Raw genomic sequence first — 20,838 nt, 5'->3', positions numbered from 1 at the left:
GCTCTATCCTCTGCCGCTATGAAAACATCCCGTCTCCCTATCGCCATCCAACAGGCCGTTATGCGTCGCCTGCGGGAAAAACTCGCCCAGGCCAACCTGAAGCTAGGGCGTAACTACCCGGAGCCAAAACTCTCTTACACCCAGCGCGGAACCTCCGCCGGAACAGCCTGGCTTGAAAGCTATGAAATTCGCCTCAATCCGGTTTTACTGTTGGAAAACAGCGAAGCCTTTATTGAAGAAGTGGTGCCACACGAACTGGCACATTTGCTGGTATGGAAACATTTCGGCCGCGTAGCGCCACATGGCAAAGAGTGGAAATGGATGATGGAAAGCGTGCTGGGCGTTCCCGCTCGTCGTACGCACCAGTTTGAACTGCAATCCGTGCGTCGCAACACCTTCCCCTACCGCTGCAAGTGCCAGGAACATCAGCTTACCGTACGCCGCCATAATCGCGTAGTTCGTGGCGAGGCCGTCTATCGCTGTGTTCATTGCGGTGAACAGCTGATTGCAAAATAACCACCTGAACTATCAGGAACTTTCCTGATCTGGCTGATTGCATACCAAAACAACTTTCGCTACGTTGCTGGCTCGTTTTAACACGGAGTAAGTGATGTACCGTTATTTGTCTATTGCTGCGGTGGTACTGAGCGCAGCATTTTCCGGCCCGACGTTGGCCGAAGGTATCAATAGTTTTTCTCAGGCGAAAGCCGCGGCGGTAAAAATCCACGCTGACGCGCCGGGTACGTTTTACTGCGGATGTAAAATTGACTGGCAGGGCAAAAAAGGCGTTGTCGATCTGCAATCGTGCGGCTATCAGGTGCGCAAAAATGAAAACCGCGCCAACCGCGTAGAGTGGGAACACGTTGTTCCCGCCTGGCAGTTCGGTCACCAGCGCCAGTGCTGGCAGGACGGTGGACGTAAAAACTGTGCCAAAGATCCGGTCTATCGCAAGATGGAAAGCGATATGCATAACCTGCAACCGTCAGTCGGCGAGGTGAATGGCGATCGCGGCAACTTTATGTACAGCCAGTGGAATGGCGGCGAAGGCCAGTACGGTCAATGCGCTATGAAGGTCGATTTCAAAGAAAAAGTCGCCGAGCCACCAGCACGTGCACGCGGTGCCATTGCGCGCACCTACTTCTATATGCGTGACCAATACAACCTGACACTCTCTCGCCAGCAAACGCAGCTGTTTAACGCATGGAACAAGATGTATCCGGTTACCGACTGGGAGTGCGAGCGCGATGAACGCATCGCGAAGGTGCAGGGCAATCATAACCCGTATGTGCAACGCGCTTGCCAGGCGCGAAAGAGCTAACCTACACTAGCGGGATTCTTTTTGTTAACCCCTACCCCACGCGTACAACCGCGTGGGGAGACGACGCGGATTTTTAACTATGCGTATCCCCCGCATTTATCATCCTGAACCACTGACCAGCCATTCTCACATCGCGCTTTGCGAAGATGCCGCCAACCATATCGGGCGCGTACTGCGTATGGGGCCGGGGCAGGCGTTGCAATTATTTGACGGCAGCAACCAGGTCTTTGACGCCGAAATTACCAGCGCCAGCAAAAAAAGCGTGGAAGTGAAAGTGCTGGAAGGCCAACTCGACGATCGTGAATCTCCGCTGCATATTCACCTCGGTCAGGTGATGTCGCGTGGCGAAAAAATGGAATTTACGATCCAGAAATCGATCGAACTCGGTGTAAGCCTCATTACGCCACTTTTTTCTGAGCGTTGCGGCGTTAAACTGGATAGTGAACGTCTGAACAAGAAGCTCCAGCAGTGGCAGAAGATTGCAATTGCTGCCTGTGAGCAGTGTGGTCGTAACCGGGTGCCGGAAATCCGTCCAGCGATGGATCTGGAAGCCTGGTGTGCAGAGCAGGATGAAGGACTGAAACTGAATCTTCACCCGCGCGCCAGTAACAGCATCAATACGTTGCCGTTACCGGTTGAACGCGTCCGCCTGCTAATTGGCCCGGAAGGCGGTTTATCGGCAGATGAAATTGCCATGACTGCCCGCTATCAATTTACTGATATCCTGTTGGGACCTCGCGTTTTGCGTACTGAGACAACTGCACTCACCGCCATTACCGCGCTACAAGTGCGTTTTGGCGATTTGGGCTAACGGAGAAGAATAATGATCAAGCTCGGCATCGTGATGGACCCCATCGCAAGCATCAACATCAAGAAAGATTCCAGTTTCGCTATGTTGCTGGAAGCACAACGTCGTGGTTACGAACTTCACTATATGGAGATGGGCGATCTGTATTTGATCAATGGCGAAGCCCGCGCCCATACCCGCACGCTGAACGTGAAGCAGAACTACGAAGAGTGGTTTTCGTTCGTCGGTGAACAGGATCTGCCGCTGGCCGATCTCGATGTGATCCTGATGCGTAAAGACCCGCCGTTTGATACCGAGTTTATCTACGCGACCTATATTCTGGAACGTGCCGAAGAGAAAGGGACGCTGATCGTTAACAAGCCGCAAAGCCTGCGCGACTGTAACGAGAAACTGTTTACCGCCTGGTTCTCTGACTTAACGCCAGAAACGCTGGTTACGCGCAATAAAGCACAGCTGAAAGCGTTCTGGGAGAAACACAGCGACATCATTCTCAAACCGCTTGACGGTATGGGCGGCGCGTCGATTTTCCGCGTGAAAGAAGGCGATCCAAACCTCGGCGTGATTGCCGAAACCCTGACTGAGCATGGCACTCGCTACTGCATGGCGCAAAATTACCTGCCAGCCATTAAAGATGGCGACAAACGCGTGTTGGTGGTGGATGGCGAACCTGTACCGTACTGCCTGGCACGTATTCCACAAGGCGGCGAAACCCGTGGTAACCTGGCTGCCGGTGGTCGCGGGGAACCTCGTCCGTTGACGGAAAGTGACTGGAAAATCGCCCGTCAGATCGGACCGACGCTGAAAGAAAAAGGGCTGATTTTTGTTGGTCTGGATATCATCGGCGACCGTCTGACTGAAATTAACGTCACCAGCCCAACCTGTATTCGTGAGATTGAAGCAGAGTTTCCGGTGTCGATCACCGGAATGTTAATGGATGCCATCGAAGCACGTTTACAGCAGCAGTAACCCACCTTAGCGAGAAGGATCTCGTTGAGACTCTGAGTGACAGCGCCCTTCTTTCCACGCATACTGGGCGCTGTTGCTTTTTTGAACCAGGAAACAGAACCTCTGACAATGAATTTACAGCATCACTTTCTTATTGCCATGCCTGCTCTCCAGGATCCGATTTTCCGTCGTTCCGTGGTCTACATTTGCGAACATAATGCCAATGGTGCAATGGGGATCATCGTCAACAAGCCACTGGAAAATCTCAAAATTGAAGGGATTCTGGAAAAGCTGAAGATCACGCCGGAGCCGCGTGATGAATCAATCCGTCTGGATAAACCGGTTATGCTCGGCGGCCCGCTGGCGGAAGATCGTGGGTTTATTTTGCATACTCCACCCTCCAATTTTGCTTCCAGCATTCGCATTTCAGACAACACGGTGATGACCACTTCCCGCGATGTGCTGGAAACGCTCGGCACCGATAAACAACCGTCTGACGTATTGGTGGCTCTGGGCTATGCCTCCTGGGAGAAAGGTCAACTGGAACAAGAAATTCTCGATAACGCGTGGCTAACGGCCCCGGCAGATCTGAATATTCTGTTCAAAACGCCGATTGCCGACCGCTGGCGCGATGCGGCAAAACTGATTGGTGTGGATATTCTCACCATGCCTGGTGTGGCAGGGCATGCCTGATGAGTGGAACCTTACTCGCCTTCGATTTCGGCACTAAAAGCATTGGCGTAGCGGTCGGACAACGCATTACCGGCACCGCTCGCCCACTGCCCGCAATTAAAGCGCAGGACGGTACACCGGACTGGAATCTCATCGAACGTTTACTGAAAGAGTGGCAACCTGACGAAATTATCGTCGGTTTGCCGCTGAATATGGACGGTACCGAGCAACCGTTGACTGCCCGGGCGCGTAAATTCGCCAATCGTATTCATGGCCGTTTTGGTGTTGAAGTTAAGCTCCATGATGAACGGCTTAGCACCGTGGAAGCGCGCTCCGGTCTGTTCGAACAGGGCGGCTATCGGGCGCTCAACAAAGGTAAAGTCGACTCTGCCTCTGCGGTTATTATTCTCGAAAGTTACTTCGAGCAGGGATATTAAGGCGATTTACTAGCGCACAGATTTCTGACAATGTGCGCGTTGTTTCATGTTGGATGCGGCGTAAACGCCTTATCCAACCTACGGTGAGTGCGAATTCAAAGTTACGCTTCCCTTGTAGGCCCGATAAGCTTGCGCATCGGGCATGTTTACAATTCGTATCAGACACAGCAACGTCACAAGCGCCCTTCTTTCACCCGCTGCTGATAACTCTGCTGAAACGTTAACATCCCCACTTGTTGCCCAGTTTGAATAACATGTGGTAACTGGTGGGTTTTCCCTTCGCGAATCAAATTCCCCACCGCGGGTGTGTTAACCAGCAATTCAAACAGCGCCACGCGTCCTTCCTGTTTATCCACTTCCAGCTTTTGTGACAACACTGCCCGCAAGCTCCCGGCCAGTTGATTACGCACGGGATCTTTTTCCTGCGCAGGAAATGAATCCACCAGTCGCTCAACTGCCTGCGCGGCACCACGCGTATGTAAAGTTGCCAGCACCAGGTGCCCGGTTTCTGCCGCCGTCAGCGCCAGACGGATTGTCTCGCTGTCACGCAGCTCTCCGAGCAATATCACATCGGGATCTTCCCGCAATGCAGCCCGCAACCCCGATGCGAACGTCATACAGTGCAAACCAATCTCCCGCTGCTGGATCAAACATCGCTGGCTGGCATAGAGATATTCCACAGGATCTTCCAGCGTCAGAATATGCGCATCGGCATGTTGATTGAGATAGCCAACCATCGCCGCCAGCGTGGTAGATTTGCCGCTCCCCGTCGCCCCCGTCACCAGAATCAGGCCATTCTCGCTCTTGAGTAATTCCGGCAATAACGGTGGTGCACCAAGCTGTTCGAGCTGTGGACAGTGCGAAGGTAACAACCGTAATGCCAGAGACATACCTTGCCGTTGCGCGAACGCACTGCCGCGCAATCGCTGGTTTTCCGCCAGCGACACGGCAAAATCTAACTGACCATTCTCCAGCAATATTGCCCGCTGATCGTCATCCAGCCACTCCCGCAATAGCTCTTCCACGTCCGGCGCATCAAACGGCGCAGCTTCCATCCTCCCGCGAATACGCCATCGTGCGGGCCAGGCGCTGCACAGGTGTAGATCCGAGACGTTATGCTTTACACTAAGGGCCACAATTTCTTCCATATTCATACTAAGATCCTCGGAAAATGAACGATATTGCGCATAACCTGGCACAGGTCCGGGACAAAATCTCAGCGGCTGCAACGCGTTGCGGTCGTTCTCCAGAAGAAATAACGCTGCTTGCAGTCAGTAAAACAAAACCTGCGAGCGCCATCGCAGAAGCCATTGATGCCGGGCAGCGTCAATTTGGTGAAAACTATGTTCAGGAAGGGGTAGATAAAATTCGCCACTTTCAGGAACTGGGCGTAACAGGATTAGAATGGCATTTTATTGGCCCGTTGCAGTCTAATAAAAGCCGCCTGGTGGCAGAGCATTTCGACTGGTGTCATACCATCGACCGTTTGCGCATCGCTACCCGTCTGAACGACCAGCGCCCGGCAGAACTTCCCCATCTTAACGTACTGATTCAAATTAATATTAGTGATGAAAACAGTAAGTCCGGGATTCAACTGGCTGAACTGGACGAACTGGCAGCTGCGGTCGCTGAACTACCGCGTTTACGTCTGCGCGGGCTGATGGCGATCCCTGCGCCTGAGTCAGAATATGTAAGGCAGTTTGAAGTTGCACGCCAAATGGCTGTAGCATTTGCCGGACTGAAAACGCGCTACCCGCATATCGACACGCTCTCTCTGGGAATGTCGGACGATATGGAAGCCGCCATTGCGGCAGGTAGCACGATGGTTCGTATCGGCACTGCAATTTTTGGTGCGCGTGATTACTCTAAAAAATAAGGAATTAAAGGAACGCCATGAATACGTTGACTTTCCTGCTTTCAACGGTCATTGAGCTGTATACCATGGTGCTGTTATTACGCATCTGGATGCAGTGGGCTCATTGCGATTTTTACAACCCCTTCTCACAGTTTGTGGTGAAGGTGACGCAGCCGATTATCGGACCACTGCGCCGCGTTATTCCGGCAATGGGACCGATTGACAGCGCCTCGCTGCTGGTTGCCTATATTCTCAGTTTTATCAAAGCCATCGTGCTGTTTAAAGTCGTGACTTTCCTGCCGATCATTTGGATTGCTGGTTTACTGATTTTGCTGAAAACCATCGGCCTGCTGATATTCTGGGTCCTGCTGGTGATGGCGATTATGAGCTGGGTAAGCCAGGGTCGTAGCCCGATTGAATACGTGCTGATCCAGCTTGCCGATCCGCTGCTGCGCCCGATTCGCCGCCTGCTGCCAGCAATGGGGGGGATTGATTTCTCGCCGATGATCCTCGTTCTGCTGCTGTATGTCATTAATATGGGTGTCGCAGAAGTACTGCAGGCGACCGGAAATATGCTACTACCGGGGCTGTGGATGGCGTTATGAGTGCCGTAACAGTTAATGATGACGGTCTGGTTTTACGGCTTTATATTCAGCCGAAAGCCAGCCGTGATTCTATTGTCGGTTTACATGGCGACGAAGTAAAAGTCGCCATTACCGCGCCGCCGGTTGACGGCCAGGCCAACAGCCATCTGGTGAAGTTTCTCGGCAAGCAATTCCGGGTAGCCAAAAGCCAGGTGGTAATTGAGAAAGGCGAACTTGGCCGCCACAAACAAATTAAAATCATTAATCCGCAACAAATCCCGCCAGAAATCGCGGCGTTAATTAATTAGGTATCCTATGCAAAAAGTTGTCCTCGCAACCGGCAATGCCGGTAAAGTGCGTGAGCTGGCGTCGCTGCTTAGCGACTTCGGTCTTGATATCGTGGCCCAAACAGACCTCGGCGTAGATTCCGCTGAAGAAACCGGCCTGACCTTTATCGAAAACGCGATTCTGAAAGCACGCCACGCGGCAAAAGTAACCGGTTTACCGGCAATTGCCGACGACTCTGGTCTGGCGGTAGATGTGCTTGGCGGTGCGCCTGGGATTTACTCCGCACGTTATTCCGGTGAAGACGCGACCGATCAAAAAAATCTGCAAAAACTGCTGGAAACTCTAAAAGACGTACCGGACAACCAACGTCAAGCGCGTTTCCACTGCGTGCTGGTATATCTGCGCCACGCGGAAGATCCGACTCCGCTGGTGTGCCACGGTAGCTGGCCGGGCGTGATTACTCGTGAACCGGTGGGTACTGGCGGCTTTGGTTATGATCCAATCTTCTTCGTGCCTTCCGAAGGTAAAACTGCTGCCGAACTGACCCGCGAAGAAAAGAGCGCCATTTCCCACCGTGGTCAGGCATTGAAACTGCTGTTGGACGCTTTACGAAATGGTTAAATTACCGCCGCTGAGTCTCTACATTCACATCCCGTGGTGCGTGCAGAAATGTCCGTACTGCGATTTCAACTCTCACGCGTTGAAAGGAGAAGTGCCGCACGACGATTATGTTCAGCACCTGCTTAACGATCTGGACAACGATGTGGCTTACGCTCAGGGCCGTGAAGTGCAGACAATCTTTATTGGCGGCGGTACGCCGAGCCTGCTTTCTGGCCCGGCGATGCAAACGCTGCTGGACGGCGTGCGTGCGCGTTTGCCGCTGGCAGCAGATGCAGAAATCACCATGGAAGCGAACCCAGGCACGGTAGAAGCCGATCGCTTTGTTGATTATCAGCGTGCTGGCGTGAATCGCATCTCTATTGGTGTGCAGAGTTTTAGCGAAGAAAAGCTGAAACGACTTGGGCGCATTCATGGCCCGCAAGAAGCGAAACGAGCTGCGAAGCTGGCGAGCGGTTTAGGGTTACGTAGCTTTAACCTCGATTTGATGCATGGGCTACCGGATCAATCACTGGAAGAGGCGCTTGGCGATCTACGCCAGGCTATTGAACTGAATCCGCCGCATCTTTCCTGGTATCAGCTAACCATCGAACCTAATACGCTGTTTGGCTCGCGCCCTCCTGTACTGCCGGACGATGACGCGCTGTGGGATATTTTCGAACAGGGGCATCAGTTATTAACCGCAGCGGGCTATCAGCAGTATGAAACATCCGCTTACGCCAAACCAGGTTATCAGTGCCAGCACAATCTCAACTACTGGCGATTTGGTGACTACATCGGTATTGGCTGCGGCGCGCACGGCAAAGTCACCTTCCCGGATGGGCGCATTCTGCGTACCACCAAAACGCGTCATCCGCGTGGTTTTATGCAGGGGCGGTATCTGGAAAGCCAGCGCGATGTTGAAACCGCAGATAAGCCGTTTGAGTTCTTTATGAATCGCTTCCGTCTGCTGGAAGCCGCGCCGCGCGTGGAGTTTAGCCAGTATACTGGCCTTTCAGAAGAGGTTATTCGCCCTCAGTTAGACGAGGCTATTGCTCAGGGTTATCTCACAGAATGTGCGGATTACTGGCAGATAACGGAACATGGGAAGTTGTTTTTAAATTCGCTGCTGGAGCTTTTTCTGGCTGAGTAAATTTGTATTGCCGGATGCGGCATGTACGCAACATCCGGCTACAACTCTTGCGTCATCGCAAAAATTACTTAATCACCCCATTGCGCCGCAATTGTTCGGTATCTTTTTTCCAGCGTTCATTAGCCTGGTTGATATCGTCAATTTTCATCAAAATCGCGACTTTTTTACTGTTTATTTCTGAAACTTTCATCGTTAACGGATATTGCCCTTTTTCGAGCGTTATCCAGTCATCCTGCAATTTACGGCTAAGTTTTTGTGATTGCAGAAAAGTCTGTCGCCGTTGTTCGTTGATATCGAAATCTCGCTTCTGCTGAATCGGCACTTCATAACACTCTGCACTCTGTTTATGACATGCCGCAATCGCCGGTTGATAAACCTCTTTGTCATATTTAACCGCGAACGCCTCGCTATCGTTCTGTTTATTAAACTCATCACGCTGTTGGTGAATTTTTTTAAATGCGTCTTCGCGGGTCATTTGCTTACCGTTTGCATCTTTTCCCCAATATGCATCCGCTGCTTTCTGCGCCGCCACCATTTGCTTATCAAGCGCTTTCACTTCCTTTTCCAGCGCAGGAATCGAGTTCTTCTGGGTATTCAACGCTGATTCAAGCTGACTAAAGCGATAATTGAAATCTTCGCTATTCACGATCAGATATTTATTATTCGTTTTGATATCGTCGACCACCCGCCCACGATCGCTGGCTGCCGCCTGAAAAGAGTAAAAGTTCACCGACCAGCCAGACGCGGGCGTTCCTTTACTGGTTAACATCGCCGAGAATTTTACCGGTTTATCTTTCGTCCAGGTCTGTTCGAGCAGTTCGTAATCTGCCAACTGACCGACCCAGGTATAGAGATCGTCACTGGAAGAGACATCGCCTTCCGCTGACCAGGTGGCCTGATTACCCTTAGCATCAAGATTTTTTAAGCTGATGGCATCAAGCTTGAGAATGCCGTGATACTGCTTTTTGAATTGATCTTTTAAGATATTTTCAGTTGGCGGTTCGCCATCTGCCCAGGCATTACCAGTTATCAACATAAGCAGCGCCGTGCCAACAATCCATTGCTTTTTCACCCGAAAACCCTCGCGCGGAATAATTTATTCCGGTGATTATCATTAGGGTGATGAAAATTGGCAATGGACGTGAGTCTGAAGTGAAAAACCCCGGCACGATACCGGGGCGAGGTGATTAGTACTGATTGAAGAGCTGCTGGATCTGCTGCGGATCTTTGGTTTGCGTCAGAGCCAGTTGCAGCAGAACGCGCGCTTTTTGCGGGTTCAGCGTGCCAGAGGCCACGAAGCCATATTTCGCATCATCCACTTCGGCATCCTGAGTGGTAGCGCCCGTCGGTACGCGGGAAGAACGCACTACTGCAGTGCCGTTTTTCGCGGCGGTCGCCAGAGTGTCGAACACGGATTTATACAGGTTACCGTTACCCACACCAGCGCTGACGATGCCATCATAGCCCGCATCTACCAGTGCTTTAGCCGGAAGATCGGATGCGTTAGCGTAGTTATAAACGATGCCGACTTTCGGCAGTTCATTCAGCTTAGAGACATCGAACGGCGTGTCGCTGGTATGCTTACGTGCCGGGGTACGTTGGTAGTCAATCTTACCGTTGTGAATGTAACCCAGAGGACCGTAGTTAACAGACTTGAAGGTCGCTACGTCGGTGGTGTTGGTTTTGGTGACATCGCGACCGTCCAGTACGGTGTCGTTCATCACCACCAGCACGCCACGATTAGCGGAGGCTTTATCAGCTGCGGTCACTACCGCGTTATACAGGTTGAATGGACCGTCTGCGCTCATGGACGTGGACGGGCGCATTGCGCCGACCATCACCACCGGTTTGTCGCATTTCACCGTCAGGTCGAGGAAGTAAGCGGTTTCTTCCATCGTGTCGGTACCGTGAGTAATGACGAAGCCGTCGGTTTTATCGCAGTCGGTGTTAATTTTTTTCGCCAGTGTCAGCCAGACATTATCGTTCATGTCCTGGGAGCCGATATTCACTACCTGCTCGCCTTTAACGTTCGCAATGTCCTTCAGTTGCGGCACCGCATTAACCAGATTTTCTACGCCAACTTTACCCGCTGTGTAGTTAGATTTGGTTGCGGAGTCACCACCACCGGCAATGGTCCCGCCGGTTGCTAAAATGGTGATATTGGGTAATGCCAATGCTGCACCACTAAAACCCATAACCAGTGCGGCAAGTGCCGTCTTTTTGAAAAACTCCATTTCATTCCTCCAGTTACGTGAACGCTACGCATTATCCCTTAGCTTTGTATGGGAAATTTGACGTTAAACAATTTACAACGTGAATATATTTTGGAGATCTACAAAGTTAGAGGCAGGTAACAAAACGAAGAATTAAACGGCATAAAAAAGTATTATGCCGTCTTAAAATAGAGGATTATTTTAAATTCCCGACCAGGGCTTTGCGGCTATCTTCCAGAGTCACAACGCGGCTACAGACATCTTTGCCAAACTGCTGGAAGTCTTTTTCCTGCTTTTTCCATTCGGTCTGGATTGAGGATTGCAGACCGCCCAGGCTTCCCAGCACATTCTGTAATGGGTTACCACCGCTTTTCAGCACCGCTTTCGCGCCCATTTCATTAATGCTGTCCTGTAAAATTCCGCCCATTGCCTGATTCACTAATTGCTGGCCTTCGGCGCGAACCTGATCAATGGCTTTATAGTGGAACGTCAGGCCATCGCTGCGCGTTTCGATAATGCGGTTCATCTGCTCTTTCAGCTGCGCATCAAGTTTGGTCAGACGGCTGCGCATTTTGCTGCTTTCGCCCATCTCCTGAACGATAATTTTATCCAGCGCAATACGGGCTTTCTCGACGCGGCTTTTCGCGCCTTCATCAATCCACGGCAGCGTGCTACGCAGTTCAGCCTGATAATCCTTCGCCTGCTCGCGCTGGGCGGCGTTCAGGGCATATTGCTTACCGTTATACATCACGTTGCCGTCTGGCGTGATCACCAGATTGCCGTTTTCGCCCTTCACCTGCACGGTTTGCGGGCTGACAATCACATCGTCACGCGGCGTGACGCTGCACTGGTAGTCGGCGTGAGCGGTCATCGCCGTCACTGAAAGTGCTGCCGCCAGCAGCATTTTGCGCATCATAGTCTTCCCTCAAGAACAAATCAGGCCAGCATTTGCTGGCCCCAGATTGATAACAAAGTACATGTCATCCATGCCGGATGCGGCGTAAACGCCTTATCCGGCCTACTCGATTGTGCATCTTTCCAGGCCTGATAAGCGTAGCGCATCAGACAGTTTTGCATTTGTCATCGCCCGTATGCTTTCTTAGTCCCACCAAACGTCGAAAAGTTCGCTGGTGCGTACCTCATCCAGTTTGCGCTCTTCCAGCCACTTACGCACAATCGCCTGATGTTCTTCGGTGCATTTGCCGATTTCCTGCATGCAGATCAGACCTTCCCAGGCCAGATAACCGCTGCCGTCAAAGGCCAGTTTGTTCGGTTCGATAACCTCGTTAATAAAGTCATCAACGGTTTTATCAATCTGTTCTTCCGATGTACCTTCCGGGAATCGCCATGCCACCGAAAATCCTAATTCCTGGAATTCGTCGATGTGCATTTTTTTACGCAGACGACGGCTACGGTTCTTTGCCATTATTTCACCCTCTCGAACATTAAGTCCCATACTCCGTGACCAAGACGATGACCACGTTGTTCAAATTTCGTCACCGGACGTGATGCCGGACGCGGTACGTAATCATTGCTCTCTGACAGGTTTTTATAACCGTCAATAGAAGACATCACTTCAAGCATATGTTCCGCATAAGGTTCCCAGTCGGTCGCCATATGGAATACGCCACCCAGTTGCAGTTTGCTTTTTACCAGTTCGGCAAACGGCACCTGAACGATACGGCGTTTATTATGGCGCGCTTTGTGCCACGGGTCAGGGAAAAAGAGCTGCACCATGCGCAATGAATTGTCAGGAATCATTTTGTGTAGCACTTCAACCGCATCATGACACATCACGCGCAGGTTGCTTAAGCCTTCTTCATGCGCAGAAGCCAGGCACGCACCAACGCCTGGTGAATGCACTTCAATGCCGAGGAAGTCCTGCTCAGGGCGATCTTTAGCCATTGCCACCAGCGACGCCCCCATGCCAAAACCAATCTCAAGCGTCACCGGCGCTTCACGGCCAAAAAGCGCAGGGAAATCCAGCATATCTTCGCTGAACTCAACGCCCATCACCGGCCAGTAGTTTTCCAGCGCATGTTCCTGGCCTTTGGTCAGTCGCCCCTGGCGGCGCACAAAACTACGGATACGGCGCAGTGGGCGGCCGTTTTCATCAAATTCCGGTGAGATGACGTCGTTTTTCATAAAGATTTAGTCGCTTGTGAAAGTGTTCTGAAAACGGGCATTATCCAAAGTTAGTTGCCGGATGCAAGCATGATAAGGCCGTGGCTGCGGAAAGTTCCGGTTTACACCCTGCCGTCGCTGTGCTGCAATCTTGCCCCCAACAACAGTGAATTCGGTGACCATGCAAGCGTCGCAATTTTCAGCCCAGGTTCTGGACTGGTACGATAAATACGGGCGAAAATCTCTGCCCTGGCAAATTGACAAGACGCCCTACAAAGTATGGCTCTCAGAAGTGATGTTGCAACAAACTCAGGTTGCGACCGTTATCCCCTATTTTGAACGCTTTATGGCGCGCTTCCCGACGGTGACCGATCTCGCCAATGCGCCGCTGGACGAAGTTCTCCACTTGTGGACCGGGCTTGGCTATTACGCCCGCGCGCGCAACCTACATAAAGCGGCACAACAAGTGGCGGCCTTACACGGCGGTAAATTCCCGGAAACCTTTGAGGAAGTTGCAGCACTGCCGGGCGTCGGGCGTTCCACCGCAGGCGCGATTCTCTCGCTTTCTCTGGGTAAGCACTTTCCGATTCTCGACGGTAACGTCAAACGGGTGCTGGCGCGCTGCTATGCTGTAAGCGGCTGGCCTGGGAAAAAAGAGGTCGAGAACAAACTATGGAGTTTAAGCGAGCAGGTGACGCCCGCGGTTGGCGTGGAACGGTTTAACCAGGCGATGATGGATTTGGGCGCGATGATTTGTACGCGTTCGAAACCGAAATGTTCGCTCTGTCCGCTACAAAACGGATGTATTGCCGCCGCCAACAATAGCTGGTCGCTTTATCCGGGCAAAAAACCGAAACAGACGCTACCGGAGCGCACCGGCTACTTTCTGCTGTTACAGCACAAAGATGAAGTATTTCTGGCGCAGCGTCCGCCGAGCGGATTGTGGGGCGGTTTATACTGTTTCCCGCAGTTTGCCGATGAAGAAAGTTTGCGGCAATGGCTGGCGCAACGGCAGATTGCTGCCGATAACCTGACGCAGCTGACCGCGTTTCGCCATACCTTCAGCCATTTCCACTTAGATATTGTGCCTATGTGGCTTCCCGTGTCGTCATTCACCGGCTGCATGGATGAAGGCAATGCGCTCTGGTATAACTTAGCGCAACCGCCGTCAGTTGGCCTGGCGGCTCCCGTGGAGCGTTTGTTACAGCAGTTACGCACTGGCGCGCCGGTTTAGCGCGTGAGTCGATAAAGAGGATGATTTATGAGCAGAACGATTTTTTGTACTTTCCTGCAACGTGAAGCAGAAGGCCAGGATTTTCAGCTGTACCCCGGCGAGCTGGGAAAACGCATCTATAACGAGATCTCCAAAGAAGCCTGGGCGCAGTGGCAGCACAAACAAACCATGCTGATTAATGAAAAGAAACTCAACATGATGAATGCCGAGCACCGCAAGCTGCTGGAGCAGGAGATGGTCAACTTCCTGTTCGAGGGTAAAGAGGTACATATCGAGGGCTATACGCCGGAAGATAAAAAATAAAAACAGTGCCGGAGCACGTCTCCGGCAACTTGCATAAAAACAAACACAACACGCACCCGGAATGATGAAAAAATATCTCGCGCTGGCTTTGATTGCGCCGTTGCTCATCTCCTGTTCGACGACCAAAAAAGGCGATACCTATAACGAAGCCTGGGTCAAAGATACCAACGGTTTTGATATTCTGATGGGGCAATTTGCCCACAATATTGAGAACATCTGGGGATTCAAAGAGGTGGTGATCGCCGGTCCTAAGGACTATGTGAAATACACCGATCAATATCAGACCCGCAGCCACATCAACTTCGATGACGGTACGATCACTATCGAAACCATCGCCGGGACAGAACCTGCCGCACACTTGCGCCGGGCAATTATCAAAACGTTGCTGATGGGTGACGATCCAAGTTCGGTCGATCTCTATTCCGACGTTGATGATATTACGATTTCGAAAGAACCTTTCCTTTACGGTCAGGTGGTGGACAACACCGGGCAGCCGATTCGCTGGGAAGGTCGCGCGAGCAACTTCGCGGATTATCTGCTGAAAAACCGTCTGAAGAGCCGCAGCAACGGGCTGCGTATCATCTACAGCGTCACCATTAACATGGTGCCGAACCACCTTGATAAACGTGCGCACAAATATCTCGGTATGGTCCGCCAGGCATCACGGAAATATGGCGTTGATGAGTCGCTGATTCTCGCTATTATGCAGACCGAATCTTCCTTTAACCCGTATGCGGTTAGCCGTTCCGACGCGCTGGGATTAATGCAGGTGGTACAACATACTGCCGGGAAAGATGTGTTCCGCTCGCAGGGGAAATCCGGCACGCCGAGCCGCAGTTTCTTGTTTGATCCTGCCAGCAATATTGATACCGGCACCGCGTATCTGGCGATGCTGAATAATGTTTATCTTGGCGGAATTGATAACCCAACGTCGCGGCGTTATGCCGTCATCACCGCCTATAACGGCGGCGCAGGCAGCGTGCTGCGAGTCTTTTCGAATGATAAGATTCAGGCGGCTAATATTATTAACACCATGACGCCGGGCGATGTTTATCAGACGCTGACGACCCGCCATCCCTCTGCGGAATCTCGCCGTTATCTTTATAAAGTGAACACGGCGCAAAAATCTTACCGCCGCCGATAATTCCACTTACCGCCCCTGACGATGCTCAGGGGCAAAAATGCTATCCACATCACAATTTCGTTTTGCAAATTGGGAATGTTTGCAATTATTTGCCACAGGTAACAAAAAACCAGTCTGCGAAGTTGATAGAATCGCATCATCTCGCACGGTCAAATGTGCTTTTTCAAACACTCATCCGCATCACGATGTGAGGAAATTAACATGAATCTTAAGCTGCAGCTGAAAATCCTCTCTTTTCTGCAGTTCTGTCTGTGGGGAAGTTGGCTGACGACCCTCGGTTCCTATATGTTTGTTACCCTGAAGTTTGACGGTGCTTCTATTGGCGCAGTTTATAGCTCACTGGGTATCGCCGCGGTCTTTATGCCTGCGCTGCTGGGGATTGTGGCCGACAAATGGTTAAGTGCGAAATGGGTATATGCCATTTGCCACACCATTGGCGCTATCACGCTGTTCATGGCAGCACAGGTCACGACGCCGGAAGCGATGTTCCTTGTGATATTGATTAACTCGTTTGCTTATATGCCAACGCTTGGGTTAATCAACACCATCTCTTACTATCGCCTGCAAAATGCCGGGATGGATATCGTTACTGACTTCCCGCCAATCCGTATCTGGGGCACCATCGGCTTTATCATGGCAATGTGGGTGGTGAGCCTGTCCGGCTTCGAATTAAGCCACATGCAGCTATATATTGGCGCAGCCCTTTCCGCCATTCTGGTTCTGTTTACCCTGACTCTGCCGCATATTCCGGTTGCTAAACAGCAAGCGAATCAGAGCTGGACAACCCTGCTGGGCCTCGACGCATTCGCGCTGTTTAAAAACAAGCGTATGGCAATCTTCTTCATCTTCTCAATGCTGCTGGGCGCGGAACTGCAGATTACCAACATGTTCGGTAATACCTTCCTGCACAGCTTCGACAAAGATCCGATGTTTGCCAGCAGCTTCATCGTGCAGCATGCGTCAATCATCATGTCGATTTCGCAGATCTCTGAAACCCTGTTCATTCTGACCATCCCGTTCTTCTTAAGCCGCTACGGTATTAAGAACGTAATGATGATCAGTATCGTGGCGTGGATCCTGCGTTTTGCGCTGTTTGCTTACGGCGACCCGACTCCGTTCGGTACCGTGCTGCTGGTACTGTCGATGATCGTTTACGGTTGCGCATTCGACTTCTTCAACATCTCTGGTTCGGTGTTTGTCGAAAAAGAAGTTAGCCCGGCAATTCGCGCCAGTGCGCAGGGGATGTTCCTGATGATGACTAACGGCTTCGGCTGTATCCTCGGCGGCATCGTGAGCGGTAAAGTGGTTGAGATGTACACCCAAAACGGCATTACCGACTGGCAGACCGTATGGCTGATTTTCGCAGGTTACTCCGTGATTCTGGCCTTCGCGTTCATGGCGATGTTCAAATATAAACACGTTCGTGTCCCGACAGGCACACAGACGGTTAGCCACTAATTACGCAAAGAAAAACGGGTCGCCAGAAGGTGACCCGTTTTTTTATTCTTACTTCAACACATACCCGTACAACCGTTTCATACCATCCGAATCGGTTTCGCTATAGACACCTTGCAGCTCCGGTGAAAAACCTGGCAGCAAATTCACCCCTTCTTCCAGCGCAAGGAAATAACGCTGGACAGCCCCGCCCCAGACTTCCCCAGGCACCACGCAAAGCACGCCAGGGGGATAAGGCAAAGCCCCTTCTGCCGCAATTCGCCCTTCGGCATCACGAATCCGCACCAACTCCACTTCACCGCGAATATAAGCGCTATGCGCATCCTGGGGATTCATCACCACTGACGGGAAACTCTGCTGGCGGAACATCGCTTTTTGTAGGTCTTTGACGTCGAAACTGACATACAGATCATGCATCTCCTGACACAACTGGCGCAAAGTGTAGTCGCGATAGCGCACCGGATATTTGTTATAAACGCTCGGCAACACCTCCGCCAGCGGTGAGTCATCCTCAATATGCTGTTCAAACTGCGCCAGCATCGCCACCAGTTGTGCCAGCTTCTCGTGGCTTTCCGCCGGCGTTAATAAGAACAGAATGGAGTTGAGATCGCACTTCTCCGGCACAATACCGTTCTCACGCAGATAATGCGCCAGAATCGTCGCCGGAACGCCAAAGTCGCTATATTCACCGGTTTCAGCATCAATACCTGGTGTGGTCAGTAACAGCTTACACGGATCGACAAAATACTGCTCCGCGGCATATCCTTCAAAGCCGTGCCACTTCGCCCCCGGCTCAAAACTGAAAAAACGACGGTCGCTGGCTAACACTGACGTCGGATAATCCTGCCACAATTTGCCATCAACAACGGGTGGAATAAACGGGCGGAACAGCTTACAGCGCGCAAGAATCGCCTTGCGCGCTTCAATCCCCAACGCAACGCACTCCGCCCACAGCCGACGCCCACTCTCCCCTTCATGAATTTTGGCGTTAACGTCCAGCGCGGCAAACAGCGGATAGAACGGGCTGGTAGAAGCATGGAGCATAAAGGCATTATTTAACCGCTTATGCGGGCAAAAACGCGCCTGCCCGCGAATATGGTTATCTTTTTTATGGATCTGCGATGTCTGCGAGAAGCCCGCCTGCTGTTTATGCACCGACTGCGTCACAAAGATCCCCGGATCGTTTTCGTTAAGCTCTAACAGCAGCGGCGAGCTATCTGCCATCATCGGGATAAACTGTTCGTAACCGACCCACGCGGAATCAAACAGAATGTAATCACACAGATGCCCAACGGTATCGACCACCTGTCGGGCGTTATAGACAGTGCCGTCATAGGTTCCCAGCTGAATAATCGCCAGGCGAAACGGACGCGGCAGGTCTGCTTTTTCTGGCGCAACGTCGCGAATTTGCTGGCGCAGATACTCTTCATTAAAACAGTGCGCATCAATACCGCCAATGAAACCAAACGGGTTACGTGAAGCTTCCAGATAGACCGGCGTCGCCCCCGCCTGAATCAACGCACCATGATGATTCGACTTATGGTTGTTACGGTCGAAGAGCACCAGATCGCCACGCGTTAATAGCGCATTCGTCACCACTTTATTCGCTGCCGATGTGCCGTTCAGCACAAAATAGGTTTTATCGGCATGAAAGACTTTGGCTGCGAATTTCTGTGCATCCTTCGCCGAACCTTCATGAATAAGCAAATCGCCCAGTTTCACGTCGGCGTTACACATATCGGCACGAAAGACGTTCTCGCCAAAGAAATCATAAAAATGACGACCAGCAGGATGCTTTTTAAAGAACGCACCATGTTGATGCCCAGGGCAAGCAAAGGTGCTGTTGCCCATCTCAACGTACTGCGTCAGCGTGTCATAAAACGGTGGCAGCAAATTCTCTTCATACTGACAGGCTGCGGATTCCAGCTCCAGCCACTGCTGCTCGTTGCCGTTGATTACCGCCGTAACGCCCGCGGGTAATTCAACAACATGTTCGGAATACAAAAACACCGGTAGATGAAAACCGGTGCGCTTAAGCAACGCAAGAATGCCACTGCGGCTATCCGCAGCGGTAATGACGACTGCCGCGACGTCCGTAAAATCAGTATCTCCCAACGCCACCACGCGGCGATGAGTAGAAAGTCGGGATACCAGTTCACTACTGGCGGCAATATTCATTGATTTCATAAGTGCAAAACCCGTTTCGGGGAAGTAAGAATACCGGACAAGGTGAAAAACCCTGCCCCACGAGATATGGGTCAAACTGGTCACCAGCTCCGACCGCCAGACATCAGTAAAAGCAGAAACGCTCTGATTTTACTGTTGTCCTGCAGTGAGCGTGCGTTAACTTCACCGCATGAGCAGAAAAAGGGAGGAGTTTCGCGCGAAACGGCGATAAGCGAGAGAATGTAAGGAGGTGGCGTGCATCGGGCAAACTCCGTACAGAGAGGAGAAAATTCGCGCAATCATGGCACCTTTCGCTAAAGCGTGCAAGCCAGGACTTTGCGACCAAACAAGCCATCAACAAGGCAAAAAGTTCATAATAAGAAAATCAAACAATACAGTTAACAGGAACTCTTGTGGTCATCGGCCCTTTTATCAACGCGAGTGCAGTCTTACTGGGTGGCGTTATCGGCGCTCTGCTCAGCCAACGTTTACCGGAACGTATCCGCGTCTCCATGACATCTATTTTTGGTCTGGCATCGCTGGGGATTGGTATTTTACTGGTGGTGAAATGCGCCAACCTTCCAGCGATGGTTTTAGCTACGCTACTTGGCGCTCTAATTGGCGAAATTTGTTTGCTGGAGAAAGGTGTCAATACAGCAGTCGCCAAAGCACAAAATCTGTTTCGTCACTCACGTAAGAAGCCAGCGCATGAATCTTTTATTCAGAATTTTGTCGCGATTATTGTCCTGTTTTGCGCCAGCGGCACCGGGATCTTCGGTGCGATGAACGAAGGTATGACCGGCGATCCGAGTATTTTAATCGCCAAGTCATTTCTTGATTTTTTTACGGCAATGATCTTCGCCTGCTCACTGGGCATCGCGGTATCGGTGATTAGCATTCCATTACTGATCATCCAGTTAACGCTGGCGTGGGCTGCCGCACTGATATTACCGCTGACCACACCGTCGATGATGGCAGACTTCAGCGCCGTGGGCGGTTTATTGCTGCTGGCAACCGGCTTACGCATCTGTGGCATTAAAATGTTCCCGGTGGTCAACATGCTTCCAGCACTCCTTCTGGCAATGCCGCTTTCCGCAGCCTGGACCGCCTGGTTTGCCTGACAGTGCGTGCAATAGCGACAAAGTGATGATAGATTGTGCAGTCTGCAGTAAATTGAAGAAATTTGATTGACGAGACGAGGCGAATCAGGTTTAATGCGCCCCGTTGCCCGGATAGCTCAGTCGGTAGAGCAGGGGATTGAAAATCCCCGTGTCCTTGGTTCGATTCCGAGTCCGGGCACCAAAATTCATATCAACGGACCTCCACGGAGGTCCGTTTTTCGTTTCAGAACGCCACAATTTAAGCGTTCTGCCTCCAAATCAATTCTACCGAACTCAACCAGATTCCCCCCACATCAACCCCATTGTGTGGGTATAATTGCGGGTATACCCCAGTTCGACAGAATTTTGTAGTGGCACAGTAAATTTGGCCACCTGATTAAAGGTGATATTCTCACCTCAACACAAAACAGGTGACTTAATG

The 20,838-nt window shown here is 51.5% G+C and carries 25 protein-coding genes and 1 tRNA gene; 17 read left to right on the top strand and 9 right to left on the bottom strand.

Going from position 1 to position 20,838, the window contains the following annotated elements; translation table 11 throughout:
- The first annotated feature begins 18 nt into the window (after window positions 1–18).
- The 6 genes from BEB42_RS05790 to ruvX all read left to right on the top strand — a co-directional run bounded on the left by BEB42_RS05790 (window position 19) and on the right by ruvX (window position 4,180).
- On the top strand, window positions 19–516 hold the full coding sequence (locus tag BEB42_RS05790) for a SprT family zinc-dependent metalloprotease (protein ID WP_001296359.1): 498 nt from the start codon (window positions 19–21) through the stop codon (window positions 514–516).
- 94 nt (window positions 517–610) lie between these two features.
- Window positions 611–1,318 carry a deoxyribonuclease I gene (endA, locus tag BEB42_RS05785; RefSeq protein ID WP_000286512.1) on the top strand — a complete coding sequence of 236 codons (708 nt, stop codon included), beginning with the start codon at window positions 611–613 and terminating at the stop codon, window positions 1,316–1,318.
- Window positions 1,319–1,397: 79 nt separating this feature from the next.
- Window positions 1,398–2,129 carry a 16S rRNA (uracil(1498)-N(3))-methyltransferase gene (gene rsmE, locus BEB42_RS05780; protein ID WP_001300912.1) on the top strand — a complete coding sequence of 244 codons (732 nt, stop codon included), beginning with the start codon at window positions 1,398–1,400 and terminating at the stop codon, window positions 2,127–2,129.
- Window positions 2,130–2,141: 12 nt separating this feature from the next.
- A complete protein-coding gene (gshB, locus tag BEB42_RS05775; protein ID WP_000593299.1) occupies window positions 2,142–3,092 on the top strand; it encodes a glutathione synthase in 951 nt (316 codons plus the stop codon).
- A gap of 108 nt (window positions 3,093–3,200) precedes the next feature.
- Window positions 3,201–3,764 (top strand): YqgE/AlgH family protein, encoded by a 564-nt coding sequence (locus tag BEB42_RS05770; RefSeq protein WP_001352952.1) that lies wholly within the window; start codon window positions 3,201–3,203, stop codon window positions 3,762–3,764.
- Entirely contained in the window at window positions 3,764–4,180 is a 417-nt protein-coding gene (gene ruvX, locus BEB42_RS05765) for a Holliday junction resolvase RuvX (protein ID WP_000017111.1), read from the top strand. The genes BEB42_RS05770 and ruvX overlap by 1 nt, the downstream gene beginning before the upstream one ends.
- A 173-nt stretch (window positions 4,181–4,353) precedes the next feature.
- On the opposite strand, the gene BEB42_RS05760 is transcribed toward ruvX, so the two are convergent.
- On the bottom strand, window positions 4,354–5,334 hold the full coding sequence (locus BEB42_RS05760) for a PilT/PilU family type 4a pilus ATPase (protein ID WP_010359873.1): 981 nt from the start codon (window positions 5,332–5,334) through the stop codon (window positions 4,354–4,356).
- 17 nt (window positions 5,335–5,351) lie between these two features.
- Here BEB42_RS05760 and yggS point away from each other — a divergent pair, with 17 nt between their 5' ends.
- Genes yggS through hemW form a run of 5 tightly spaced genes read left to right on the top strand, consistent with a single transcriptional unit; the run spans window position 5,352 to window position 8,657 of the window.
- Window positions 5,352–6,056 (top strand): pyridoxal phosphate homeostasis protein, encoded by a 705-nt coding sequence (gene yggS, locus BEB42_RS05755; protein WP_000997794.1) that lies wholly within the window; start codon window positions 5,352–5,354, stop codon window positions 6,054–6,056.
- A gap of 17 nt (window positions 6,057–6,073) precedes the next feature.
- Window positions 6,074–6,640, top strand: coding sequence for an osmotic shock tolerance protein YggT (yggT, locus tag BEB42_RS05750; RefSeq protein ID WP_001094831.1), 567 nt, complete (start codon window positions 6,074–6,076; stop codon window positions 6,638–6,640).
- Entirely contained in the window at window positions 6,637–6,927 is a 291-nt protein-coding gene (yggU, locus tag BEB42_RS05745) for a DUF167 family protein YggU (RefSeq protein ID WP_001277222.1), read from the top strand. The genes yggT and yggU overlap by 4 nt, the downstream gene beginning before the upstream one ends.
- 7 nt (window positions 6,928–6,934) lie before the next feature.
- Entirely contained in the window at window positions 6,935–7,528 is a 594-nt protein-coding gene (locus BEB42_RS05740) for an XTP/dITP diphosphatase (protein ID WP_001174753.1), read from the top strand.
- Window positions 7,521–8,657 carry a radical SAM family heme chaperone HemW gene (gene hemW / locus BEB42_RS05735; protein ID WP_000239967.1) on the top strand — a complete coding sequence of 379 codons (1,137 nt, stop codon included), beginning with the start codon at window positions 7,521–7,523 and terminating at the stop codon, window positions 8,655–8,657. The genes BEB42_RS05740 and hemW overlap by 8 nt, the downstream gene beginning before the upstream one ends.
- A gap of 64 nt (window positions 8,658–8,721) precedes the next feature.
- Here the strand turns inward: hemW and BEB42_RS05730 are convergent, their stop codons facing one another.
- The 6 genes from BEB42_RS05730 to trmB form a co-directional block, all read right to left on the bottom strand.
- Complete coding sequence (locus BEB42_RS05730; protein ID WP_000745200.1) at window positions 8,722–9,729, bottom strand: DUF1202 family protein; 1,008 nt, start codon at window positions 9,727–9,729, stop codon at window positions 8,722–8,724.
- A 115-nt stretch (window positions 9,730–9,844) separates the two neighbouring features.
- A complete protein-coding gene (ansB, locus tag BEB42_RS05725; protein ID WP_000394126.1) occupies window positions 9,845–10,891 on the bottom strand; it encodes an L-asparaginase 2 in 1,047 nt (348 codons plus the stop codon).
- Window positions 10,892–11,066: 175 nt separating this feature from the next.
- Entirely contained in the window at window positions 11,067–11,786 is a 720-nt protein-coding gene (locus BEB42_RS05720; protein ID WP_000984789.1) for a DUF2884 domain-containing protein, read from the bottom strand.
- Window positions 11,787–11,806: 20 nt separating this feature from the next.
- A complete protein-coding gene (locus BEB42_RS26375; protein WP_001296361.1) occupies window positions 11,807–11,947 on the bottom strand; it encodes a hypothetical protein in 141 nt (46 codons plus the stop codon).
- 22 nt (window positions 11,948–11,969) lie between these two features.
- Window positions 11,970–12,296, bottom strand: coding sequence for a YggL family protein (locus BEB42_RS05715; RefSeq protein WP_001107564.1), 327 nt, complete (start codon window positions 12,294–12,296; stop codon window positions 11,970–11,972).
- The gene (trmB, locus tag BEB42_RS05710; RefSeq protein WP_000786911.1) at window positions 12,296–13,015 is read right to left on the bottom strand and encodes a tRNA (guanosine(46)-N7)-methyltransferase TrmB; all 720 of its coding nucleotides are present in this window, start codon (window positions 13,013–13,015) and stop codon (window positions 12,296–12,298) included. Before trmB ends, BEB42_RS05715 begins: the two co-directional genes overlap by 1 nt.
- A gap of 160 nt (window positions 13,016–13,175) precedes the next feature.
- Here trmB and mutY point away from each other — a divergent pair, with 160 nt between their 5' ends.
- From mutY to nupG, 4 genes are all read left to right on the top strand, one after another.
- A complete protein-coding gene (gene mutY, locus BEB42_RS05700; RefSeq protein WP_001352950.1) occupies window positions 13,176–14,228 on the top strand; it encodes an A/G-specific adenine glycosylase in 1,053 nt (350 codons plus the stop codon).
- A 27-nt stretch (window positions 14,229–14,255) separates the two neighbouring features.
- Entirely contained in the window at window positions 14,256–14,531 is a 276-nt protein-coding gene (locus BEB42_RS05695; protein WP_000091700.1) for an oxidative damage protection protein, read from the top strand.
- 64 nt (window positions 14,532–14,595) lie between these two features.
- Window positions 14,596–15,675, top strand: coding sequence for a membrane-bound lytic murein transglycosylase MltC (mltC, locus tag BEB42_RS05690; protein ID WP_000760323.1), 1,080 nt, complete (start codon window positions 14,596–14,598; stop codon window positions 15,673–15,675).
- A 201-nt stretch (window positions 15,676–15,876) separates the two neighbouring features.
- On the top strand, window positions 15,877–17,133 hold the full coding sequence (gene nupG / locus BEB42_RS05685; protein WP_010366442.1) for a nucleoside permease NupG: 1,257 nt from the start codon (window positions 15,877–15,879) through the stop codon (window positions 17,131–17,133).
- A 48-nt stretch (window positions 17,134–17,181) separates the two neighbouring features.
- Here nupG and speC read toward each other — a convergent pair whose 3' ends face one another.
- Together speC and BEB42_RS26655 are read right to left on the bottom strand one after the other, a co-directional pair.
- Entirely contained in the window at window positions 17,182–19,317 is a 2,136-nt protein-coding gene (gene speC, locus BEB42_RS05680; protein ID WP_000839804.1) for an ornithine decarboxylase, read from the bottom strand.
- A gap of 162 nt (window positions 19,318–19,479) precedes the next feature.
- Window positions 19,480–19,557 (bottom strand): hypothetical protein, encoded by a 78-nt coding sequence (locus BEB42_RS26655; RefSeq protein WP_212734103.1) that lies wholly within the window; start codon window positions 19,555–19,557, stop codon window positions 19,480–19,482.
- Between the two features lie 152 nt (window positions 19,558–19,709).
- Between BEB42_RS26655 and BEB42_RS05670 the strand changes: the two genes are divergently transcribed.
- A complete protein-coding gene (locus tag BEB42_RS05670) occupies window positions 19,710–20,417 on the top strand; it encodes a DUF554 domain-containing protein (protein WP_000234499.1) in 708 nt (235 codons plus the stop codon).
- 105 nt (window positions 20,418–20,522) lie between these two features.
- Window positions 20,523–20,598: transfer RNA gene (locus BEB42_RS05665), tRNA-Phe, on the top strand.
- The last annotated feature ends 240 nt before the right edge of the window (window positions 20,599–20,838 follow it).

The organism is Escherichia sp. MOD1-EC5990 (assembly GCF_002965285.1).
GTDB lineage: Bacteria > Pseudomonadota > Gammaproteobacteria > Enterobacterales > Enterobacteriaceae > Escherichia > Escherichia coli_F.
This window is presented reverse-complemented; position numbering and strand designations above follow the sequence as displayed.